Raw genomic sequence first — 24,718 nt, forward strand, 5'->3', positions numbered from 1 at the left:
GGTTCGCTTCTCCTCAGGGGGGCGATCAGTTCGCGGAACGGCCGAGCTGGTTGTCGATGAAGGCGAAGAGGTCGTCCGCCGAGGCCGTCTCGATCGACTCGGTGACGTCCGCCGCGTCGTCGTCCTCGGGCGCGTCCGCCTCCGTGAGCCGTGCCAGGAGAGCCTGGAGACGGGCGGTTACCGTGGAGCGGGTCTCGTCGCCGGGGGCGTCCGCGCCGAGCAGGGCGGCTTCCAGCCGGTCGAGCTCCGCCAGCGCGGGCTTGCCGCCCGGCCCGTCGCCCAGTTCCAGCCGGTCCAGCAGATGGGCGCCGAGTGCCTCGGGGTTCGGCTGGTCGAAGACCAGCGTGGACGGCAGCCGCAGCCCGGTACGGGCCATCAGCCGGTTGCGCAGGTCGACCGCGGTCAGTGAGTCGAAGCCGAGCTCCTGGAAGGCGCGGTCCGCACCGACCTGGTCGGCCCCGGCGTGGCCGAGGACCGCCGCGATCTCGCCGAGGACCAGATCGAGCACGGCCTCGTGGCGCTCCGCTCCGGACAGTGCCCCCAGTCGCGCCGCCAACGCCGCCGCACCGGTGACCGTGCCCGTGTCGGCGGCGCCGTTCGCGGCGTCCCGGCGGCCCGGCACCCGGGCCAGGGCCCGGTACATCGCCGGTACCCGACCGTGCGCCCTCATGGCCGAGACGTCCAGCGGCAGGGCCACGTACTGGGCCTCACCGCCGGTGAGCGCCGCGTCCAGCAGGCCGAGCCCCTCCTGCGCGGGGACGAGTCTGAACCCTTCCCGCGCATACCGTTTGCGGTCCGCCTCGCCGAGGTCGGCGTTGATGCCGCCGCCGATCTCGTCGGCGTCCCACAGGCCCCAGCCGACAGCGGTGGCCGCCAGACCCTGCGCGGCGCGCAGAGCGGCCAGCGCGTCCACGAACGCGTTGGCGGTGGCGTAGTTGGCCTGGCCGGGTCCCCCGAGGGTGCCGACGCTCGACGAGAACATGACGAACGCGGACAGGTCCAGGTGCCTGGTCAGTTCGTGCAGATGCCAGGCGGCCTCGGCCTTCGGCGCGAGCACGGCGTTCAGCCGCTCCGGCGTCAGGTCGCCGATCAGCGCGTTGTCGAGCGCGCCCGCGGTGTGGACGACCGCGCTGAGCGGGTGCTCGGCCGGGACCGCGGCCAGGACCCCCGCCAGCGCTGTGCGGTCCCCGGCGTCCGCGGCCACCACCGTGACCGTGGCGCCCACGCCCGCGAGCTTCGCGAGGTCCGCGACGAGGGCCTCGGCGCCCGACGCGGCGGTGCCCTCGCGACTGACCAGCAACAGGTGCCGTACACCGTGCCGGGAGACCAGCCACCGGGCCACCAGGGCGCCGAGGGCACCGGTGCCGCCGGTGATCAGAACGGTGCCCTCGGGGGGCAGACTGATACCGGCGAGCCCCGACAGGGCGGTGTCGAAACCGCTGCGCCGCAGGCGCGGCAGACGGAGACCCGCGTTGCGCACGGCGGCCTGCGGCTCATCGGCGGCGACGACAGCCGAGCACAGTGCGTCGAGATCGTGCAGGTCGTTGTCCAGGCGGTTGTTGCCGCCGGGCGAGTGCTCCAGGTCGAGGAGGAAGATCCGGCCCGGTGCCTCGGCCTGAGCGGAGCGCATCAGACCACGGATGCCGGCGAGGGCGAGGTCGGCGGTCTCGTCACCGTCGACGATGCCGCCACGGGTGACCACGGCCAGCGGGACCTCGGCGAGACGTTCGTCGGCCAGGTACTCCTGTACGAAGGCGAGAGCCTCGTGGGCACGCAGCCGCAGGTCGTCGAGCACGGGGGTGCCCGCGTGGCCCCGGGCCCACACCCGAAGGGCGTCCACGGGGGCACCGGCCGCGACGGCCTCCGCCGCTTCGGCGAGGGTCGCGTAGGTGGTGCCGGCGCGATCGCGGTCGTACGCCCCCAACTCGGCCCAGCGCAGCGGGGTTTCGGCCGACGGAAGTACGGTGCTGACCCACTCGGTGCGGTAGAGGGGCGGCGCGGCCCTGTCGGCGGCGGTGAACCGGTCCTCCGGTACGTCGTGGAAGACCAGTCGGCCGACGCTGAGAACCAGCCCGCCGGCGGCATCGGTGAGCCGGATCGCGACGGCCCGCTCGTCGAGGGTCCGCCACTGGCCGCGCACGGCGGTGGCGCCGCTCGCGTGCAGCCGTACGTCGTGCCATTCGGCGGGCACGACGACGCTGCCCGCGAGAGCGGGAGCGACCGCTTCGGCGAGCTCCCGTGCGCCGACGGCCGCCGCCAGCAGCGCCGGGTGCAGGCCGTAGCGGACGGCGTCCGGCAGCAGTTCGTCGGCGAGGGTCACCTCCGCGCTGCCGTCGCTGCTGTCACTGCTGTCACGGTCGGCCGGGAGGCCCGTCAGCTGGCCGCCTCGGGTCAGGGTGCCTTCCGCGTACGTCGTCCAGGAGGCGCTCTCGTCGGCGGTACGGGCGTGCACGGTGAACGCGCGGCTGCCCCGCTCGTCGGCGTCGCCGATCGTGAGCTGGATCTCCGTAGAGGTGAGCCGGGAGAGCACGAGCGGGGTGTGGACCGTGAGCTCGGCCAGGGCGTTCGCGTTCAGCTCGTCACCGGCGCGCACGACGAGTTCCACCAGCGCGGCGGTGGGCAGCACCGGGGTGTCCATGACGGTGTACGCCTCCAGCCACGGATGCGCCTCGGCCGAGACCCGGCCGGTGAACAACACCCCGTAGCCTCCCGCGAGTTCCACCTTGGAGGTGAGCAGCGGATGCCCGAGCGAACCCACTCCGGCGGCCTCGCCGCCTGTGGCGGAGGCCTTGCCCTCCAGCCAGTACCGCCGACGCTGGAACGCATACGTGGGCAGGGACACCGGGGCGGCGGCACCGATCCCGAGGTAGGCCGGCCAGTTCACGCGTACGCCGGCGGTGTGGGCGTGGGCGATGCCGGAGAGGAGGGTGGTGGTTTCGTCGTGGTCGCGGCGTAGGAGTGGGATGGCGGTGGCGGTTTGGTTGGTGGTTTGGGTGAGGGGGGTGAGGACGGTGTCGGGGCCGATTTCGAGGTAGGTGGTGGTGCCTGCTGTTTCGAGGGTTTTGAGTGCGTCGGTGAAGCGGACGGTGTTGCGGATCTGGTCGGTCCAGTAGGTGGGTGTGGTCAGTTCGTCGGGCGTGGTGAGGCGTCCGGTGAGGGTGGAGACGAGGGGGATGCGGGGCGGGTGGTACGTGATCGTGGCGGCCACCGCATGGAACTCGTCGAGGATGGAGTCCATGTGGGGGGAGTGGAAGGCGTGGGAGACGGTGAGGCGGGTGGTTCGGCGGCCTCGTTCCCGCCACCGCGCGATCTGGCGCTCGACGGCTTCCACGTCACCTGAAATGACAGTGGAGGTGGGTGAGTTGAGGGCGGCTACACCGATCGTGCCCGGTTCGTTCTCCAGTGCCGTGGCGATCTCTCCCTCGCTGGCTTGGATGGCGGCCATGGCTCCGCCGGTTGGTGCGGTTTGCATGAGGCGTCCGCGTGCGGCGACGAGCGTGGCGGCGTCGGTCAATGAGAAGACGCCGGCGATGTGGGCGGCGGTGAGTTCGCCGATGGAGTGGCCGGTGACGTGGTCGGGGGTGATTCCCCAGGTTTCGAGGAGGCGGTAGAGGGCGACTTCGGTGGCGAAGAGGGCGGGTTGGGTGTATTCGGTGCGGTCGAGTTCTGGTCCGCCGTCGGTGATGACGTCGTGGAGTGGGCGGGGCAGGTGTGGGTCAAGTGCGCTAGTGACTTCGTCGAAGGCGGCGGCGTAGGCGGGGAAGGTTTTGTACAACTCCTGTCCCATGCCAACTCGTTGGGCGCCCTGGCCGGTGAACAGGAATGCTGTTTTGCCGGGCGTGCGGGTTCCCGTGGTCAGGCTGGGATGGGGTGTGCCATCGGCCAACGCCCGTACAGCGTCGAGGAGTTGGGTGCGGTCGGTGCCTGTGATGACTGCGCGGTGTTCGAAGGTGGCGCGTTCGGTGGCGAGGGAGAAGGCGATGTCCTGCGCGGACTGGGTCGGGTGTGCCTCCAGGTGGGCCAGCAGCCTGGCGGCCTGGTCGTGGACCGCCTGTTCGGTCTTGCCGGACAGAATCCACGGGGTCACCGACAACATGGGGCGTCCGTCGGTGTTCTCCTCCGGTTCCTCCGTGACCGGGGGTTCCTCGATGACGACGTGGGCGTTGGTGCCGCTGATGCCGAAGGAGGAGACGCCCGCGCGCCGAGGCCGACCTTCGGCCCCGGGCCATACGCGGGCCTTGGTCAGCAGCTCGACCGCGCCCGCGTCCCAGTCGACGTGGGTGGAGGGATGGTCGGCGTGGAGGGTCTGGGGCAGGACTCCGTGGTGCATGGCCTGGATCATCTTGATGACGCCGCCGACTCCTGCGGCGGCTTGGGTGTGGCCGATGTTCGATTTGAGTGAGCCGAGGTAGAGGGGTTGGTCGGTGGGGCGGTTCTGGCCGTAGGTGGCGAGGAGGGCCTGTGCTTCGATGGGGTCGCCGAGGCGGGTGCCGGTGCCGTGCGCCTCTACGGCGTCCACATCGGCGGCGGTCAGCCCGGCGTTGGCCAACGCTTGGCGGATGACGCGTTCCTGGGCGGGTCCACTGGGTGCGGTGAGGCCGTTGCTGGCGCCGTCCTGGTTGACGGCCGTACCCCGGATGACCGCGAGGACGCGGTGGCCGTTCTTGTGTGCGTCGGAGAGTCGTTCGACGAGGAGGAGGCCGACGCCTTCGGACCAGCCGGTGCCGTCCGCGTCCTCGGAGAAGGACTTGCAGCGACCGTCGACCGACAGACCCCGCTGACGGGAGAACTCCACGAACGTGGTGGGCGTCGCCATCACCGTCACCCCGCCCGCGAGGGCGAGGTCGCACTCGCCGTTGCGCAGCGCGCCGGCGGCCATGTGCATCGCGACCAGCGACGACGAGCACGCCGTGTCGACCGTGATCGCCGGACCCTCGAAACCGAAGGTGTACGACAGGCGACCCGAGGCCACGCTGCCCGCGCTTCCGGCGGCGAGATAACCCTCCAGCTCCTCCGGGACAGGCCCGCCGGTGGTGGCGTAGTCGTGGTACATCACACCGGTGAACACGCCGGTGCGGCTGCCTCGCAGCTGGGCCGGGACGACACCGGCGTTCTCCATCGTCTCCCACGCGGTTTCCAGGAGCAGGCGCTGCTGGGGGTCTGTCGCGGTCGCCTCGCGCGGTGACATCCCGAAGAACTCGGGGTCGAACAGGTCGGCGTCGTGCAGGAAGCCGCCCTCGCGGGTGTACGAGGTGCCCGTGTGGTCCGGGTCCGGGTCGTACAGCTTCTCCAGGTCCCAGCCACGGTTGGCGGGGAACGTACCGACCCCGTCCGAACCGTTGGCGACCAGGTTCCACAGGTCCTCGGGTGACGACACCCCGCCCGGATAACGGCACGCCATCCCCACGATCGCGATCGGCTCCAGGGAAGCGGAGTCCGCGGCGACTGCCGCCGCCGTCTCCCCGTTGCCGAACAGTTCGGAGGCCAGGTGTGAGGCGAGTGCGGTGGGGTTGGGGTGGTCGAAGACGAGGGTGCTGGGCAGTCGTAGTCCGGTTGCGGTGTTGAGCTGGTTGCGTAGTTCGACTGCGGTGAGCGAGTCGAAGCCGAGGTCCTGGAAGGCGCGGTCGGCTTCGATGGAGTTGGTGTCCGCGTGTCCGAGGACGCGGGCGACCTGGGTGCGTACGAGGTCGATGAGCGTCTGCTCGCGCTGAACCCCGGGCAGCGCGCCGAGGCGCTGGACCAGCGAGGAGTCGCCACCGCCCGGCGCGGTGCTCGCTCGGCGCGGGCCGGCCGGGACGAGCGCGCGCAGCAGCGGAGTGGGCGGCTGGTCCTGTGCGCGAAGGGCGGTGAGGTCCAGGCGGCTGACGGCGAGGAGTGGTTCGGTTCCCGTGGTGGCCGCGTCGAACAGCTTCATCGCCTCGTCGGCGTCCAGCGGCAGTAGCCCCAGGCGTTTGATGCGGCGGAGGTCTGTCTCGTCGAGTTCGCCGCTGATGGTGCTGGTCTGGTTCCAGAGGCCCCAGGCGAGGGAGGTGGCGGGGAGGTTGTGGGCGGTGCGGTGTTGGGCGAGGGCGTCGAGGTAGGTGTTGCCTGCGGCGTAGTTGGCTTGTCCGGCGTTGCCGATGAGTCCTGCGATGGAGGAGTAGAGGACGAAGCTGTGCAGGTCGAGTCCGTGGGTGGCTTCGTGGAGGTTCCAGGCGGCGTCGGTTTTGGGGGCGATGACGGTGTCGAGTTGGTGGGGTGTCAGGTCGGTGAGGATGGTGTCGTCGAGGGTGCCGGCGGTGTGGATGACGGCGGTGAGTGGTCGGTCGGCGGGGATCTGTTCGAGGACGTCGGTCAGGGCTTGCTTGTTGGTGACGTCGCAGGCGGTGATGGTGATGTTGTGGGCGCCGAGTTGGGTGAGGTGGGTGGTGAGTTCGGTGGTGCCGGGGGCGTTGGGGCCGCGTCGTGAGAGGAGGAGGAGGTTTTTTGCGCCGTGGGTGGTGACGAGGTGGTGGGCGAGGATGGTGCCGAGGGTTCCGGTGGCGCCGGTGATGAGGATGGTGCCGTGGTCCCAGCGGGGCGGTTCGGAGTCGGTATTGCTCGAGCGCGGGTGAGGCGTGGGGCGAGGAAGGTGCCGCCGCGGAGGGCGAGTTGGGGTTCGCCTGTCGTGAGGAGGGCGGCGGTCGGGATTTCGGTGCCGGGCTCCACATCGGCCAGGACGATCCGGCCGGGGTTTTCGGTCTGTGCGACTCGGATGAGTCCGGTGATGCCGGCGGCGGGGAGGTCGGTGATGTCCTCGCCGTGAGTGGCGACGGCACCCCGGGTGACGACGAGAAGCGTTCTGTCCGCCCTGCTCTCGTCGGCGAGGAAGTCCTGGACTGCGTGCAGGGTGTCGTGCAGGACTTCCCGAGCTGACCGGCCCCCGGACACGGCTTCCAGCACCTCACACGGGCCGGTGCTGTTGACGGTCGTGGTGTCGGTCTGGGGGAGGGGGTTCCAGCGCACTGCGTACAGGCCGTCCGGGGCGGTGGTGGAGGCGGCGGCAGCCTCGCGCAGCGCTTTCTCCGACAGGGGGCGCAGCAGCAGCGAATCGACGGTCATCACCGGGGCACCGGTGCCGTCCGCCACCGTCAGTGACGCCTCCAGCGTTTCCGACTCCTGGTCGGTCACCGCGAACCGGACCCGGATCGCTGCGGCGCCCTCCGCGTGGACGGAGACACCCGACCAGGCGAACGGAAGCCTCGCTTGCCCCTTCTCGCCGACCACGCCGGGGAGGAGGGTGTGCAGGGCGGCGTCGAGGAGTGCGGGGTGGAGCAGGTAGTGGCCGGCTTCGTTGTGTGGGCCTTCGGGCAGGGCGACTTCGGCGAAGATCTCGCCGTTGCCGCGCCAGGCGCGGGTGAGGCCCTGGAAGGCGGGCCCGTAGGCGTAACCGAGGTGTGCCAGACGGTCGTAGACGCCCTCCAGTGACACCTCCTCCGCGCCCGCCGGCGGCCACACCGCCAGAGACTCCCCGGCTCCGACAGTGCCGGCTGACGGGGTGAGGGTGCCGGTGGCGTTACGCGTCCACGGCGAGCCGTCTGCCTGGGTGTTGGGGGTGTCGTGGGTGTCCTGTTCGGGTCGGGAGTAGATCTCCACGGTCCGATTGCCCGTGCTGTCGGCCTCGCCGACGGCGACCTGGATCCGTACGCCACCCTGCTCCGGCAGCACCAACGGCGCCGACAGGGTCAGGTCTTCGACGCGCGGTGTGCCGACCTGCGCGCCCGCACGAGCGGCGAGCTCGACGAACGCGGTACCCGGCAGCAGCGTCGTACCGAGGATGAGGTGGTCGGCCAGCCAGGGGTGGGTACGCAGCGAGACGCGGCTCGTCAGCAGGAACTCGTCCCGGGCGGCCACGTCCAGCGAAGCGCCCAGGATGGGGTGTCCGACCGGTATCAGACCAAGGCCTGCGGCATCGGCCGGGACGTCCACGGCTTCGAGCCAGAAGCGCTCGCGCTGGAAGGCGTACGTCGGCAGACGGCGTGCGGCGCGCTCGGCACTGCTTCCGGCGAAGTACGCGGCCCAGTTCACGCGTACGCCGGCGGTGTGGGCGTGGGCGATGCCGGAGAGGAGGGTGGTGGTCTCGTCGTGGTCGCGGCGTAGGAGTGGGATGGCGGTGGCGGTTTGGTTGGTGGTTTGGGTGAGGGGGGTGAGGACGGTGTCGGGGCCGATTTCGAGGTAGGTGGTGGTGCCTGCTGTTTCGAGGGTTTTGAGTGCGTCGGTGAAGCGGACGGTGTTGCGGATCTGGTCGGTCCAGTAGGTGGGTGTGGTCAGTTCGTCGGGCGTGGTGAGGCGTCCGGTGAGGGTGGAGACGAGGGGGATGCGGGGCGGGTGGTACGTGATCGTGGCGGCCACCGCATGGAACTCGTCGAGGATGGAGTCCATGTGGGGGGAGTGGAAGGCGTGCGAGACGGTGAGGCGGGTGGCTCGGCGGCCTCGTTCCCGCCACCGCGCGATCTGGCGCTCGACGGCTTCCGTGTCGCCTGAAATGACGGTGGAGGTGGGTGAGTTGAGGGCGGCGATGGTGATGGCGCCTGGTTGGCCTGCCAGCGCTTGAGTGATCTCTTCCTCGCTGGCTTGGATGGCGGCCATGGCTCCGCCGGTTGGTGCGGTTTGCATGAGGCGTCCGCGTGCGGCGACGAGTGTGGCGGCGTCGGTCAATGAGAAGACGCCGGCGATGTGGGCGGCGGTGAGTTCGCCGATGGAGTGGCCGGAGAGGTGGTCGGGGCGCAGCCCCCACGACTCGGCCAGGCGGTAGAGGGCGACTTCGGTGGCGAAGAGGGCGGGTTGGGTGTATTCGGTGCGGTCGAGTTCTGGTCCGCCGTCGGTGATGACGTCGTGGAGCGGCCGGCGCAGGTGTGGGTCGAGTGCGGTGGTGACTTCGTCGAAGGCGGCGGCGTAGGCCGGGAAGGTTTTGTACAACTCCTGTCCCATGCCGACTCGTTGGGCGCCCTGGCCGGTGAACAGGAATGCTGTTTTGCCTGGTGTACGGGTACCGGTGACCAGGCTGGGATGCGGCGTCCCGTCGGCCAACGCGCGTACGGCATCCAGGAGTTCGGAGCGGTCGGTGCCCGTGATCACCGCGCGGTGTTCGAAGGTGGCGCGTTCCGTGGCGAGGGAGAAGGCGATGTCCTGCACGGCGAGGTCGGCTCCCTCGCCGTGCTCCCCGGCGAAGGCGAGGAGTTTGTTCGCCTGGTCACGTACGGCTTGCTCGGTCTTGCCGGAGAGCACCCATGGCACGACGGGGAGGGCGACCGGGGTTGGGCTGGCTTCCTCCGGAGCTTGCTTGCCGGAGGCGTCCTCAGCAGGGGCCTGCTCGGTAGGGGCCTGCTCGATCACGACATGGGCGTTGGTACCGCCGAAGCCGAAGGAGGAGATGCCCGCCCGGCGGGGCCGGTCCACGTCGGGCCATGCGCGGGCCTCGGTCAGCAGCTCGACCGCGCCCGCGTCCCAGTCGACGTGGCTCGACGGCTGTTGGGCATGGAGCGTTCTGGGCAGGACTCCGTGACGTATCGCCTCGATCATCTTGATGACGCCGCCGACACCGGCCGCGGCCTGGGCGTGGCCGATGTTGGATTTGAGTGAGCCCAGGTAGAGGGGTTTGTCGACTGGGCGGTTCTGGCCGTAGGTGGCGAGGAGGGCCTGCGCCTCGATGGGGTCGCCCAGACGCGTGCCGGTCCCGTGAGCCTCGACCACGTCCACATCGGCGGTGGTGAGCCCGGCGTTGGTGAGAGCGGCGAGGATGACGCGTTCCTGTGCGGGTCCGTTGGGTGCGGTGAGGCCGTTGCTGGCACCGTCCTGGTTGACGGCAGAACCCCGGATGACCGCAAGGACAGGGTGGCCGTTCTTCTGCGCGTCGGAGAGTCGTTCGACGAGGAGGAGGCCGACGCCTTCGGACCAGCCGGTGCCGTCCGCGTCCTCGGAGAAGGAACGGCAGCGACCGTCGGCCGACAGGCCACGCAGCCGGGAGAACTCGATGAACGCCGTCGGCGTCGACATCACGGCCGCGCCGCCCGCCAGCGCGAGGTCGCACTCGCCGTTGCGCAGCGCGCCGGCGGCCATGTGCATCGCGACCAGCGACGACGAGCACGCCGTGTCGACCGTGACGGCCGGACCTTCCAGGCCGTACGTGTAGGCCAGGCGGCCCGAGGCGATGGAGCCCGCGCTGCCGCTGAAGAGATAGCCCTCGTTGCCCTCGGCGGGCAGGTCGGGGCGGGAGCCGTAGTCGTTGTACATCAGGCCGGTGAAGACACCGGTGCGGCTGCCGCGCAGGCTGGCCGGGTCGATGCCCGCGCTCTCGAAGGTCTCCCATGTGGTCTCCAGCAGCAGGCGCTGCTGGGGATCGATGGCGAGCGCTTCGCGCGGCGACATCCCGAAGAACTGCCGGTCGAACAGGTCGGCGTCGTGCAGGAAACCGCCCTCGCGGGAGTAACTGGTTCCGGCCACGTCCGGGTCCGGGTCGTACAGCTTCTCCAGGTCCCAGCCACGGTTGCCCGGGAACTCGCCGACAGCGTCGACACCGTTGGCGACCAGGTTCCACAGATCCTCCGGCGAGGAAACTCCACCCGGGTAACGGCAGGCCATACCGACGATGGCGATGGGCTCCTGTGCCCTGTCCTCCACCTCACGCAACCGCCTCCGCGCGTCACGAGCGTCGGCGATGGCCTTCTTGAGGTAGTCACGGAGTTCTTGCTCGTTGGCCACTGAGATCTCAGCTCCCGACATGATGTGGCTCGTATGGGTGGTGTCACGGCGTGCGGCCCGTCCCGGCGGGGCCCTGCCGGCCAGTCCAGACCGGTCAGTCCAGGTCGTCGAGGAGCGCGAACAGCTCCTCATCGCTCGCGCGGTCCAGATCGTCGTCGGCCGGTGCCTCGTCGACCGCCGTCCTGCCGCCCGCCTCCTCGGCGACGCCCAGCAGCTCACGCAGTTGCTCGGCGACCCGCTCGTACGCCGCCGGTTCGGAGACGGCCGTCCGAATGGCGGCCTTCAGCCGGTTCAGCTCGTCGACGACGGACCCGACCGACGCTTCGGTGGCCGAGCCGGGGGCCGAAGCCGTCTCCACCCTGATCTGCCGACGCAGGTGTGAGGCGAGTGCGGTGGGGTTGGGGTGGTCGAAGACGAGGGTGCTGGGCAGTCGTAGTCCGGTTGCGGTGTTGAGCTGGTTGCGTAGTTCGACTGCGGTGAGCGAGTCGAAGCCGAGGTCCTGGAAGGCGCGGTCGGCCTCGATGGAGTTGGCGTCGGCGTGTCCGAGGACGCGGGCGACCTGGGTGCGTACGAGGTCGATGAGCGTCTGCTCGCGCTGCTCCTCGGACAGCGTGCCGAGGCGCTGCGCCAAGGAGGGGCCGGAGGCGTGACCGTCGGCCGAACCGCCTGCGGCCGCTGAGCGGCGGCGGACCGCAGGGGCCAGACCACGCAACAGCGGTGGCAGTGCGTCACCCGCGCTGCGCAGGGCGCTGAGGTCCAGGCGGCTGACGGCGAGGAGTGGTTCGGTTCCCGTGGTGGCCGCGTCGAACAGCTGCATCGCCTCATCGGTGGCCAGCGGCTTGAGTCCCAGCCGGGCCAGGCGGCGCAGGTCCGTGTTGTTCAGTTCGCCGCTGATGGTGCTGGTCTGGTTCCAGAGGCCCCAGGCGAGGGAGGTGGCGGGGAGGTTGTGGGCGGTGCGGTGTTGGGCGAGGGCGTCGAGGTAGGTGTTGCCTGCGGCGTAGTTGGCTTGTCCGGCGTTGCCGATGAGTCCTGCGATGGAGGAGTAGAGGACGAAGCTGTGCAGGTCGAGTCCGTGGGTGGCTTCGTGGAGGTTCCAGGCGGCGTCGGTTTTGGGGGCGATGACGGTGTCGAGTTGGTGGGGTGTCAGGTCGGTGAGGATGGTGTCGTCGAGGGTGCCGGCGGTGTGGATGACGGCGGTGAGTGGTCGGTCGGCGGGGATCTGTTCGAGGACGTCGGTCAGGGCTTGCTTGTTGGTGACGTCGCAGGCGGTGATGGTGATGTTGTGGGCGCCGAGTTGGGTGAGGTGGGTGGTGAGTTCGGTGGTGCCGGGGGCGTTGGGGCCGCGTCGTGAGAGGAGGAGGAGGTTTTTTGCGCCGTGGGTGGTGACGAGGTGGTGGGCGAGGATGGTGCCGAGGGTTCCGGTGGCGCCGGTGATGAGGATGGTGCCGTGGTCCCAGCGGGGCGGTTCGGAGTCGGTATTACTGGCGCGGGTGAGGCGTGGGGCGAGGAAGGTGCCGCCGCGGAGGGCGAGTTGGGGTTCGCCTGTCGTGAGGAGGGCGGCGGTCGGGATTTCGGTGCCGGGCTCCACATCGGCCAGGACGATCCGGCCGGGGTTTTCGGTCTGTGCGACTCGGATGAGTCCGGTGATGCCGGCGGCGGGGAGGTCGGTGATGTCCTCGCCGTGAGTGGCGACGGCACCCCGGGTGACGACGAGAAGCGTTCTGTCCGCCCTGCTCTCGTCGGCGAGGAAGTCCTGGACTGCGTGCAGGGTGTCGTGCAGGACTTCCCGAGCTGACCGGCCCCCGGACACGGCTTCCAGCACCTCACACGGGCCGGTGCTGTTGACGGTCGTGGTGTCGGTCTGGGGGAGGGGGTTCCAGCGCACTGCGTACAGGCCGTCCGGGGCGGTGGTGGAGGCGGCGGCAGCCTCGCGCAGCGCTTTCTCCGACAGGGGGCGCAGCAGCAGCGAATCGACGGTCATCACCGGGGCACCGGTGCCGTCCGCCACCGTCAGTGACGCCTCCAGCGTTTCCGACTCCTGGTCGGTCACCGCGAACCGGACCCGGATCGCTGCGGCGCCCTCCGCGTGGACGGAGACACCCGACCAGGCGAACGGAAGCCTCGCTTGCCCCTTCTCGCCGACCACGCCGGGGAGGAGGGTGTGCAGGGCGGCGTCGAGGAGTGCGGGGTGGAGCAGGTAGTGGCCGGCTTCGTTGTGTGGGCCTTCGGGCAGGGCGACTTCGGCGAAGATCTCGCCGTTGCCGCGCCAGGCGCGGGTGAGGCCCTGGAAGGCGGGCCCGTAGGCGTAACCGAGGTGTGCCAGACGGTCGTAGACGCCCTCCAGTGACACCTCCTCCGCGCCCGCCGGCGGCCACACCGCCAGAGACTCCCCGGCTTCGGCTGTGACGGTTGACGGGGTGAGGGTGCCGGTGGCGTTACGCACCCAGGGCAACTCGCCTGCCTGGGTGTCCTGTTCGGGTCGGGAGTAGATCTCCACGGTCCGGTTGCCGGTGCTGTCGGCCTCGCCGACGGCGACCTGGATCCGTACGCCACCCTGCTCCGGCAGCACCAACGGCGCCGAAAGCATCAGTTCGGCGAGTGTCCCGGCGCCGGTCTGCGCACCGGCGCGTACCGCCAGTTCGACCAGGGCGGTGCCCGGCACCAGGACGACGCCGTGCACGGCGTGCTCGGCCAACCAGCCGTGCGTGCGCCGCGACAGCAGCCCGGTGAGGACATGGGCGTCCCGGTCGGCCAGGCCCACGGCCGCGCCCAACAGCGGGTGCGAGGAGGCGGTCAGGCCCAGGCCCGCCGCGTCGAGCGGCGCGTCGGGGCTGTCCAGCCAGTACCGCCGGCGTTGGAACGCGTACGTCGGCAGTTCCACCCTCCGCGCACCGGGGAAGACCCTGCTCCAGTCCGGGGTGGCACCGCGCAGCCGCAACAGGGCCAGCGAGGCGGCGACCGTCTCCGCCTCGGACCGACCGCGCCGCAGCGCCGGGGTGAGGGCGCCTGCCTCCTCGGTCAGGCACGCCTCGGCCAGGGCGGTAAGGACACCGTCGGGACCCAGTTCCAGGTACTCGGTGACGCCCTCGGCCTCCAGGAACCGCACGCCGTCGTGGAACCGGACGGTGCCGCGCAGATGGCGGACCCAGTAGTCGGGCGACGTCAGTTCCTCGTCGGTGGCGAGGACACCGGTCACGTTGGAGACGACCGGGATCTCGGGGGCCCGGAACGTCAGGCCCGAGACGATGTCACGGAACTCGTCGAGGATCTCCTCCATGTGCGGGGAGTGGAAGGCGTGCGAGACGGTCAGCCGCCCGACCCGGGCGCCCTTGGCCCGCCAGTCCTCCATGACCTGCTCGACGACGTCCTCGTCACCGGAAATCACCATGGCACGCGGGCCGTTGACGCCCGCGACGGTGACGTGCTCCTCGCCGTAGGGAAGGAGGGACGCGCGTACGTCGTCCTCGGTGGCCTGGATCGCGGCCATCGCCCCGCCCTCGCGGGCGGCCTGCATCAGCCGACCGCGTTCGGCGACCAGAATGCACGCGTCCGGCAGGTCGAGGACCCCGGCCAGGTGGGCCGCGGTGACCTCGCCCAGGGAGTGCCCGAGGAGGTAGTCCGGGCGGACACCGTAGTGCTCGAAGAGGCGGAACAGGGCGACCTCGACCGCGAACAGCGCGGCCTGCGTGAAAGCCGTCCGGTCTATCAACGCGGCATCGGCGGACGTCGTATCCGCGAACAGCACCGACTTGACGGGGCGGGTGGCCAGCTCCGGGTCCAGCCGCGCACACACCTCGTCCAGCGCCTCGGCGAACACGGGGTTGGTCTCGTACAGTTCGCGCCCCATACCGAGCCGCTGCGCACCCTGGCCGGTGAGCAGGAAGGCGACCTTGCCGGGGCGGGTGGTGCGAGCACTGACCAGGCCTCCGATCCGCTCGCCGTCCGTCGAACCGGCGAGCGTGGCCAGGCTCTTGAGCAGGGCCTCGCGGCTGTCGCCCAGGACTGCGGCCCCCTGGTCGAGCAGCGCGCGTCCGGCGGCCAGCGAGTACGCGACGTCGGCCGCCGCCAGCTCCGGTTTCGCCTCGACGAACCTGTGCAGCCGCTCGGCCTGGTCGCGTACGGCCTTCTCGTCCTTGCCGGTGATGATCCACGGCAGCACGGTGGAGGGAGCGGCGGACCGCTCGGTGTTCTCCTCCGGCTCCTCCGTGACCGGGGGTTCCTCGATGAGGACGTGGGCGTTGGTGCCGCTGATGCCGAAGGAGGAGACGCCCGCGCGCCGGGGCCGGCCTCCGGTCTCGGGCCACTGCCGGGCCTCGGTGAGCAGGGACAGGGCGCCCGCGTCCCAGTCGACGTGGGTGGAGGGCTGGTCGGCGTGGAGGGTCTGGGGCAGGACTCCGTGGCGTATCGCCTGGATCATCTTGATGACGCCGCCGACACCGGCCGCGGCCTGGGCGTGGCCGATGTTGGATTTGAGTGAGCCCAGGTAGAGGGGTTTGTCGACTGGGCGGTTCTGGCCGTAGGTGGCGAGGAGGGCCTGCGCCTCGATGGGGTCGCCCAGACGCGTGCCGGTGCCGTGTGCCTCGACGGCGTCCACGTCGGTGGTGGTGAGTCCGGCGTTGGCGAGGGCGGAGAGGATGACGCGTTCTTGTGCGGGTCCGTTGGGTGCGGTGAGGCCGTTGCTGGCGCCGTCCTGGTTGACGGCCGTACCGCGGATGACGGCGAGGACTGGGTGGCCGTTCTTCTGCGCGTCGGAGAGTCGTTCGACGAGGAGGAGGCCGACGCCTTCGGACCAGCCGGTGCCGTCCGCGTCCTCGGAGAAGGACTTGCAGCGACCGTCGACCGACAGACCCCGCTGACGGGAGAACTCCACAAACGTGTGCGGGCTGTTCATGACCGTCACCCCGCCCGCGAGGGCGAGGTCGCACTCGCCGTTGCGCAGCGCGCCGGCGGCCATGTGCATCGCGACCAGCGACGACGAGCACGCCGTGTCGACCGTGATCGCCGGACCTTCCAGGCCGTACGTGTACGAGAGACGGCCGGACAGGACGCTGGACAGGTTGCCCGCGAGCAGGAAGCCCTCGAACTCCTCCGGTGTGGCCGCCAGACGCGACGCGTAGTCGTCGTACATGGCACCGGTGAACACGCCCGTGGCACTGCCGCGCAGGGTGGCCGGGTCGATGCCCGCGCTCTCGAAGGTCTCCCACGCGGTTTCCAGGAGCAGGCGCTGCTGGGGGTCGGTCGCGGTCGCCTCGCGTGGCGACATCCCGAAGAACTCGGGGTCGAACAGGTCGGCGTCGTGCAGGAAGCCGCCCTCGCGGGTGTAGGAGGTGCCCGTGTGGTCCGGGTCCGGGTCGTACAGCTTCTCCAGGTCCCAGCCACGGTTGGCGGGGAACTCGCTGATGCCGTCGGCGCCGTTGGCCACCAGGTTCCACAGGTCGTCCGGCGAGGACACCCCGCCCGGGAAGCGGCACGCCATACCGACGATCGCGATCGGCTCGTCCTCGCGGGTCCCGGCACGGCGTTTCGGCCTGGCCCTCGGGGCCTCGGCGGGCACCACCCTGGTCAGCACGTACGCGGCGAGCGCCGCCGGCGTCGGATGGTCGAAGACCGCCGTGGCAGGCAGCCGCAGGCCGGTGGCGGCGGCGAGCCGGTTGCGCAGGTCCACGCCCGCCATCGAGTCGAAGCCGATGTCGTTGAACGCGCGGGTCGGGTCCACGGCGCCGGCACCGGAGTGGCCGAGCACCGCCGCGACGGTGGCGCGCACCAGGGTCAGGACGGCGTCCGCGCGCTTGGCCTCGGGCAGTTCGGCGGTCTGCCGCGCCCAGCCGGACACCGCCCCGCCCGCCCCGGCGGCAGCGCCGGACGGCGTGGCGCGGCGCGGGCGGGTTCGCACCAGGCCGCGGTACAGCGCCGGGACCGGCGCGTCGGTGGCCGCGATCCGGCCCGCGTCCAGCGCCATGGGCGCCAGCAGCGGCTGTTCACCGGCCAGCGCCAGGTCGAACAGCGCCAGGCCCTGCTCGGGGGTGAGCGGCGGCAGGCCGGCCCGTGTCCAGCGGGCGATGTCGGCCTCGGTCAGGGTCGCGCCCATACCGGCCGTGCCGTCCCACAGGCCCCACGCGAGGGAGGTGGCGGGCAGACCGTGGACGGCACGATGCTGGGCGAGCGCGTCCAGATAGGTGTTGGCAGCCGCGTAGTTGGCCTGGCCCGGCGTACCGGTGAGGCCGGAGACCGAGGAGAACAGCACAAAGGCCGTCAGCTCCAGGTCCAGGTCGCGGGTCAGCTCGTGCAGATGCCGGGCGGCGTCCGCCTTCGGCAGCAGTACGGCGTCCAACTGGGCCTCGGTCAGGGACTGGACGATCGCGTCGTCCAGGACACCGGCGGTGTGCACGACGGCGGTCAGCGGATGCGCGGCCGGCACCGAGGCGAGCAGCGCCGCGACGGCCTCCCGGTCACTGACGTCGGCGGCGGCCACGGTCACCTCGGCGCCGAACTCGGTCAGTTCCTCCGCCAGTTCGGCGGCGCCCGGGGCGTCGAGGCCCCGGCGGCTGCTGAGCAGCAGGTGCCGTACCCCGTACTCGGTCACGAGGTGGCGGGCGAACAGGGCGCCGAGCCCACCGGTGCCACCGGTGACAAGGACCGTCCGGTCCGCGTCGAAGGAGACACGCGGCCCGGCCGCGGCGGGGGAACGGGTGAGTCGGGGGGCGGTCAACTTGCCTTCCCGCAAGGCGAGTTGAGGCTCGCGAGTGGCGAGCGCGGCGGCCAGCCAGGAATCCGCCACCGCTCCACTGGCGCTGTCGCCATCGCCGTCGAGGTCGATCAGCGTCATGCGGTCGGGATGCTCGGACTGCGCCGAGCGGATCAGCCCCCAGACGGCGGCCCCCGCGAGGTCCACGTCGTCGGTGGGCCGCGCCGCGACGGCGCCCCGCGTCACCAGGACGAGCCGCGAGTCGGCGAACCGCTCCTCGGCCAGCCACTCCTGGACCAGACGCAGCACCCGCCGGGTGACGGGACGCGGATCGCCCGAGCCGTCCGAGCCGTCCGTGCCGTGGGGCACCCGGACGACCACCACGTCCGCCGGATCGACCGAGCCGAGGGAGCCGACGGATTCGTCGACCTCGGACCAGGTGAGGGAGGTGTCCGCAGAGGACCGCGCCACGTCCGTCCACTCCACGGTGAACAGCGAGGCGGCGGCGTCCTGCGGCGCGAGGGCGAGGCGGTCCCTGGGCACCGCGCGCAGGGTGAGCCCCAGGGCGGCCACGGGGACCCCGGCGGTGTCGGCGACCGTCATCGTGGCGTTGCCGGACCCCGCGACGGAGATACGGACGCGCAGTTCGGCGGCGCCCGAGGCGTGCAGGGTGACGTCGGTCCAGCTGAACGGCAGCCGGATGTGCGCGGGGTCGCTGTCGGCGCCCGCGTCCAGCACCAGCGGATGCAGCACGGCATCGAGCAGCGCGGGGTGCAGTCCGTACGCGGCGGCGCTGTCGGCGTACGCGTCGGGCAGCCGTACCTCGGCGAAGACGTCGGTGCCGCGCCGCCAGACGGCACGCAGGCCCTGGAAGGCGGGGCCGTAGTCGTAGCCGAGGGCGGCCAGCCGGGCGTAGACGTCGTCGAGGGCCTCGGGCTCGGCGCCGGCCGGGGGCCAGGAAACGAGGTCCTCGTCGGCGGGTGGTGCGGCGGAGGCCGGAGCGAGGACGCCTGTGGCGTGCCGGGTCCAGGGCAGGGTGCGGTCGTCACCGTCCGGGCGCGCGTGGACGGTGAACGGACGGTGCCCGTCCCCGTCCGGCGCGCTCACCGCCACCTGGACGCGGACGGCTCCGCGCTCGGGCAGCGGCAGCGGCGCCTCCAGAGCCAGCTCCGCGACCTGGGGGACGCCGATGTGTTCGCCCGCGGCGACGGCGAGTTCGAGGAACAGGGTCCCCGGTGCGATGACGGCGCCGACGATGGTGTGGTCCGCCAGCCACGGCTGGGCGGCACGGGAGATTCGGCCGGTGAACAGCGCGTCCGCACGCTCCGCGAACTCCACGGCGGTGCTCAGCAGCGGGTGCGCGGACGGATCGAGGCCGAGGCTGCGCGCGTCGGTGCGTGGGGTCGCGTTCAGCCAGAAGTGCGCGCGCTGGAAGGGGTACACGGGCAGGTCGACGAGGTGCCCGCCGGGGAAGAAGGAGGCGACGTCGAGCGGCGTCCCCGAGGCGTACGCCTGGGCCGCCGCGGCCGTGAAGGTCTCCGTCTCCGGGCGGCCGGCGCGCAGCAGCGGTACGACGGTGACGGACGGGTCGTCCGCCAGGGTGCGCCGGGCCAGTGCGGACAGGACGGCGTCCGGGCCGACCTCGACCAGCACGGTGGCACCCTCGGCCGTGAGGCGGCGGGTGGCGTCGGAGAAGCGGACGGTCCCGCGGATCTGGCGGGCCCAGTAGTCGGGTGAGGTGAGCTGTTCGGTGGTGGCCGTCTCGCCGGTCACCGTGGAGACGATCGGGATACGCGGGGCGTGGAAGGTGAGTTCGGCGGCGAGGTCGCGGAACTCGTCGAGGACACCGTCCATGTGCGGCGAGTGGAAGGCGTGCGAGACGGACAGCGGGTGGGTGCGGCGGCCTGCCGCCCGCCACGTCCCGGCGATCCGCCCGGCGATGTCCGCGTCGCCCGAGATCACCACGGAGGAAGGGGAGTTGACGGCGGCGACGGACACGGCGGACTCGTGTCCGGCGAGGGAGGCCGCGATCTCCTCCTCGGTGCCCTCGACGGCGATCATCGCGCCGCCGGCCGGCGCGGACCCCATCAGCCGGCCCCGGGCGGCGACCAGCTTCGCGGCGTCCTCGAGGGAGAGGACTCCGGCGGCGTGGGCGGCGGCGAGTTCGCCGATGGAGTGCCCGGCCAACAGGTCGGGGGCCAGCCCGTGATGGGCCAGCAGCCGGAAGAGGGCCACCTCGACCGTGAACAGCGACGGCTGGGTGTACGCGGTGAGGTCGATCAGCCCCGCGCCGGCGCCCGTACCGAACAGCACGTCGCGCAGCGGCACGTCGAGGAGTCCGTCGAAGGCGGCGCAGATCTCGTCGAGGGCGGCGGCGAACACCGGGTGGGCCTCGTACAGTTCACGGCCCATGCCGGCCCGCTGGGCGCCCTGACCGGTGAACAGGAATGCGGTGCGGCCCGCCGTACCGGCGTCGCCGGTGACGGTGTTCGGGGCCGAGGCGCCCTCGGCGAGCGCGGTGAGCCCCAGGCGCAGCTCCTCGGCCCCGGCGGCGAGGACGACGGCCCGGTGCTCGAAGGCGGTACGGGTCGTGGCCAGCGAGAAGCCCAGACCGGTGAGGTCGACTGGATCGGCGGGATTGACCGGAGCACCCGGAGCACCCGGAGCACCCGGAGCACCCGGAGCACCCGGATCAGCCGGGTCAGCTGGTTCCGTCGGATCGGCCGCGGAGGCGGACACGTACGCGGCCAGCCGAGCGGCCTGTGCGCGCAGCGCGTCCTGGTCGCGGGCCGCGAGAACGTACGGCACGGGTACGGCGACGACGGGCACCGACTCGGCGGGCGCGGCGGCTGCGGCGGACGCGGCAGGTACGGCGGATGCGACAGGCACGCCAGATACACGCTCGGGCGGCGCGGTGGCCGGCGGGGCCTCCTCGACGATGACGTGGGCGTTGGTGCCGCTGATGCCGAAGGAGGAGACCGCGGCGCGGCGAGGCCGCTCGCCCCCGGGCCACTCGCGGGCCTCGGTCAGCAGGGCCACGGTGCCGTCGGACCAGTCGACATGGCTGCTCGGCCGGTCCACGTGCAGCGTCCGGGGCAGCACCCCGTGGCGCATCGCCTGGACCATCTTGATGACGCCGCCCACACCGGCCGCGGCCTGCGTGTGCCCGATGTTGGACTTCAGCGAGCCGAGGTACAGCGGGCGGGAGCCGTCGCGCCCGGCGCCGTAGGTGGCCTTGACGGCCTCGGCCTCGATGGGGTCGCCGAGACGGGTGCCGGTGCCGTGGGCCTCGACGGCGTCCACGTCGGCGGCGCGCAGGCCGGAGTCGGCCAGCGCCTGCTGGATGACGCGCTGCTGGGACGGGCCGTTGGGGGCCGTCAGACCGTTGCTGGCACCGTCCTGGTTGACAGCGGAACCCCGGATCACCCCGAGGACGCGATGGCCGTTCTTCCGCGCGTCAGACAGTCGTTCGAGTACGAGCAGGCCGACGCCCTCGGACCAGCCGGTGCCGTCGGCGGCCTCGGCGAAGGGCTTGCAGCGGCCGTCGGGAGCCAGCCCGCGCTGGCGGGAGAACTCCACGAACATGCCAGGCGAGGACATGACGCTGGCGCCGCCCGCGAGGGCGAGAGTGGTCTCGCCGGAGCGCAGGGAGCGGATCGCCAGGTGCAGGGCGACCAGCGAGGAGGAGCAGGCGGTGTCGATGGTGACGGCGGGGCCCACCAGACCCAGCTGGTAGGCGATACGGCCGGACATGACGCTCGCCGTGGTGCCGGTCAGCACGCTGCCCTGGACGGACTCGGGGGCGTCGTCCATGCGCGGCCCGTACTCCAGGGCCGTCGCGCCGACGAAGACCCCGGTGCGCGTGCCCCGCAACCGCGCCGGGTCGATCCCCGCACGTTCGACGCTCTCCCACGCGGTCTCCAGGAGCAGGCGCTGCTGCGGGTCCATGGCCAGGGCCTCGCGCGGGGAGATCCCGAAGAACGCGGCGTCGAACTCGCCCGCGTCGTGCAGGAAACCGCCGTGGCGCACGGAACTGTGGCCGGGCCGGTCCGGGTCCGGGTCGTACAGGTCCTCGGGCCAGCCGCGGCCGGCCGGGAACCCGGTGACGGCGTCGCCGCCCCGGGCGACCAGGTTCCACAGGTCCTCGGGCGAGGCCACCCCGCCCGGGTACCGGCAGGCCATGCCGACGATCGCGACGGCCTCGCCGTCGGTGGCCGCCACTGTGTCGTCCGCCGTCAAGGCGCCCGCCGCGCCGAGGAGTTCGGCCTCGATGAACTCGGCCAGGGCCCGCGGTGTCGGGTGGTCGAAGAGCAGCCCGCCGGGCAGCCTGAGACCGGTGGCCCGGGCGAGCGCGCCGCGCAGCTCGGTGGACATCAGGGAGCTGAAGCCCAGCTCCCTGAACGGAGTGTGGGCGGGAACGCGTCGGCCCGACCCGTCCTCCAGGACCGCCGCGATGTGCGTGTGCAGCAGTTCCTCGACAGCGCGCCCGCGTTCCGCCGCGCCGAGCGCCGCCAGCCGCCGGCCCAGCTCGCCGCGCGGAGCCGCCCCGGCGGCCGGGGCGGTGTTGGAGGTGTCGGAGGCGGCCCACGGCAGCGGGGCGGGGGCCCTGCGCACACCGTCCAGCCAGTAGGGGCGGCGCTGGAAGGCGTACGTCGGCAGCTCGACGCGGGCCGTCCCCGCCGAGGCCGACCGGCCGCCGTACAGGGCGCTCCAGTCGGTCTCCGCGCCCCGGGTGAACGCGGTGGCCAGGGCGGTCAGCGCGGTGAGCGTCTCGGAGCGGCCGGCCCGCAGCAGCGGTACGGCGGCGACGGCGTCGGCGTCCACGACGCCGTCCACGGCGAGGGACGACAGGACGGCCTCGGGGCCCAGCTCCACGAAGGTGCGGACGCCGGCGCTCTCCAGGGTGCGGACGGCGTCGAGGAAACGCACCGGGCGGCGGACCTGCCGGACCCAGTAGTCGGGCGAGGTGAACTCCCCCGCGGTCACCGGCTCCCCGGTGACGGTCGAGACGACCGGAATGACCGGCTCGGCGTAGTCGAGGGAGGCGGCGACCGCGCGGAACTCCGCGAGCATCGCGTCCATGTGCGGGGAGTGGAAGGCGTGCGAGACGGCCAGGCGTCTGGTCCGGCGGCCCCGGGCGGCCAGCTCGGCGGCGACCTCGGTGGCCGCGTCCGCGTCACCCGACAGGACGACGGCGTCGGGCCCGTTGACGGCGGCGACGGCGAGTACGGCCTCGCGGCCCGCGAGCAGCGGCAGCACCTCCTCCTCGGTGGCCTGTACGGCGATCATCGCGCCGCCCGTCGGCAGTGCCTGCATCAGCCGCGCCCGGGCCGCGACCAGTTTCGCGGCGTCGGCGAGCGAGAGCACACCCGCGACATGGGCCGCGGCCAGCTCGCCGACGGAGTGACCGGCGAGCTGGTCGGGGCGCAGCCCCCACGACTCGACGAGGCGGAAGAGGGCGACCTCGACGGCGAACAGCGCGGGCTGGGTGAAGCCCGTCCCGTCCAGCGCGTCGCCGTCCCCGACGATCCCGGCGAGCGGCCGCCCCAGCAGCGGGTCGAGGTGGGCGGCGACCTCGTCGAAGGCGGCGGCGTACGCCGGGAACGCCGCGTAGAGCTCCTGGCCCATACCGGCGCGCTGGGCGCCCTGCCCGGTGAAGAGGAACGCCACCCCGCCGGGCCGTACGGCCCCGGAGACGACCGAGGCCCCGGGAGCGACGGGAGCGTCGGCGGTGAGCGCGTCCAGGCCGCCGAGCAGCGCCTCCCGGTCGCCCCCGACGACGACCGCCCGATGGCCCAGGAAGGCCCGGGTGGTGGCCAACGCCCGGCCGGTCTCCTCGGCGGACACTCCGTGGCGCCCGGCGGCGAAGGCACGCAGTTTCCCGGCCTGGGCGCGCAGCGCGTCCTCGTCGAAGCCGGTGACGACCCACGGCAGCAGGGGCGGGGCCGCCGGGACCGGCGCCGGGGCCGGGTCCGAGGCCGGGGCCGGGGCCTCGGAGACGACGACGTGGGCGTTGGTGCCGCCCATGCCGAAGGAGCTGACGCCCGCGACCAGCGGACGGTCCTCGTCCGGCCACGCCGTCGGCTCACGCTGTACGGCGATACCCAGCGCGTCCAGCGCGATCCCGGGGTTGGGGGTCTCGAAGTTCAGGCTCGCCGGGAGCCTGCGGTGATGGATGCTCAGCAGCGTCTTGATCAGGCCCGCGATACCCGCCGCGCCTTCGAGGTGACCGATGTTGGTCTTGACGGAACCGACCCGCAGCGCGTTGTCGACGCCCCGCCCTGTGCCGAGTGCGGCGCCCAGCGCGGCGGCCTCCAGCGGGTCCCCGACCGGGGTGCCGGTGCCGTGGAGTTCGACGTACTGCACCTCGTGAGGGGCGATCCCGGCACGGTCGTACGCCTCCCGCAGCACAGCCTCCTGGGCGCTCGCGCTGGGGACGGTGAGACCGTCGGTGGCACCGTCGTTGTTGACGGCGCTGGAGTGGATCACGCCGTAGATCCGGTCTCCGTCGGCGCGGGCCCGGCTCAGCGGCTTGAGGAGGACGACACCACCGCCCTCGCCGGGCACGAAGCCGTTGGCGCGGGCGTCGAAGGTGTACGTGGTCCCGTCGGGCGACAGGGCGCCGAAGCGGGACTCGGTGACCACGTTCTCGGCGAGCAGGTTGAGGTTGACCCCGGCGGCGATCGCGGTGGCGGACTCGCCGGCCCGCAGACTCTCGCAGGCCAGGTGGACGGCGACGAGCGACGACGACTGGGCGGAGTCCACCGTCATGCTCGGCCCGTGCAGACCCAGGTGGTACGAGACCCGGCCCGCGATCACACCCCGGTTGACGCCGGTCATGGTGTGCTGGGTGACGGCCTCGGCACCGTGCAGGTACAGCAGGCCCGTGTAGTCGTCGCGCAGGGTGCCGACGAAGACCGCGGTCCTGCTGCCGCGCAGGGTGGCGGGGACGACCCCGGCGTCCTCCAGGGCCTCCCAGACCAGCTCCAGCACGAGCCGCTGCTGCGGGTCCATCGCCGCCGCCTCGCGCGGTGAGATGCCGAAGAACGGGGCGTCGAACCCGTCGACGGCGTCCAGGAACCCTCCACGCCCGGCGCCGAGGGAACCGCCGTCCGGGCCCCAACGCCCCTCCGGTACGGGGGTGATGGCGCTGTCGCCGCGCGAGAGCAGGTCCCAGAACGCGGCCGGACCGCCGGCTCCGGGAAGCCTGCACGACATGCCGATGACGGCAATGGGCTCGCCCCGGTGCCCGGCAGCGCTCTCCCCGGTGGGTTCCGCGTGGGTGTCGTGCTCGCTCGTCGTCACTGTCGACTG

At 72.2% G+C, this 24,718-nt stretch carries 2 protein-coding genes and 1 pseudogene; all 3 read right to left on the reverse strand.

Annotation, left to right across the window (positions count from 1 at the left end; genetic code table 11):
* Positions 1-25: 25 nt before the first annotated feature.
* Entirely contained in the window at positions 26-2,320 is a 2,295-nt protein-coding gene (locus OG241_RS39240; RefSeq protein ID WP_405826684.1) for an SDR family NAD(P)-dependent oxidoreductase, read from the reverse strand.
* 60 nt (positions 2,321-2,380) lie between these two features.
* Positions 2,381-10,701: pseudogene (locus tag OG241_RS39245) on the reverse strand (beta-ketoacyl synthase N-terminal-like domain-containing protein); the annotation flags it as partial.
* 112 nt (positions 10,702-10,813) lie between these two features.
* Positions 10,814-24,709, reverse strand: a complete 13,896-nt coding sequence (locus OG241_RS39250; protein WP_405822411.1) for an SDR family NAD(P)-dependent oxidoreductase — start codon at positions 24,707-24,709, stop codon at positions 10,814-10,816.
* Between the last annotated feature and the right edge of the window lie 9 nt (positions 24,710-24,718).

The organism is Streptomyces sp. NBC_01390, assembly GCF_045040105.1.
Classification (GTDB): Bacteria; Actinomycetota; Actinomycetes; order Streptomycetales; family Streptomycetaceae; genus Streptomyces.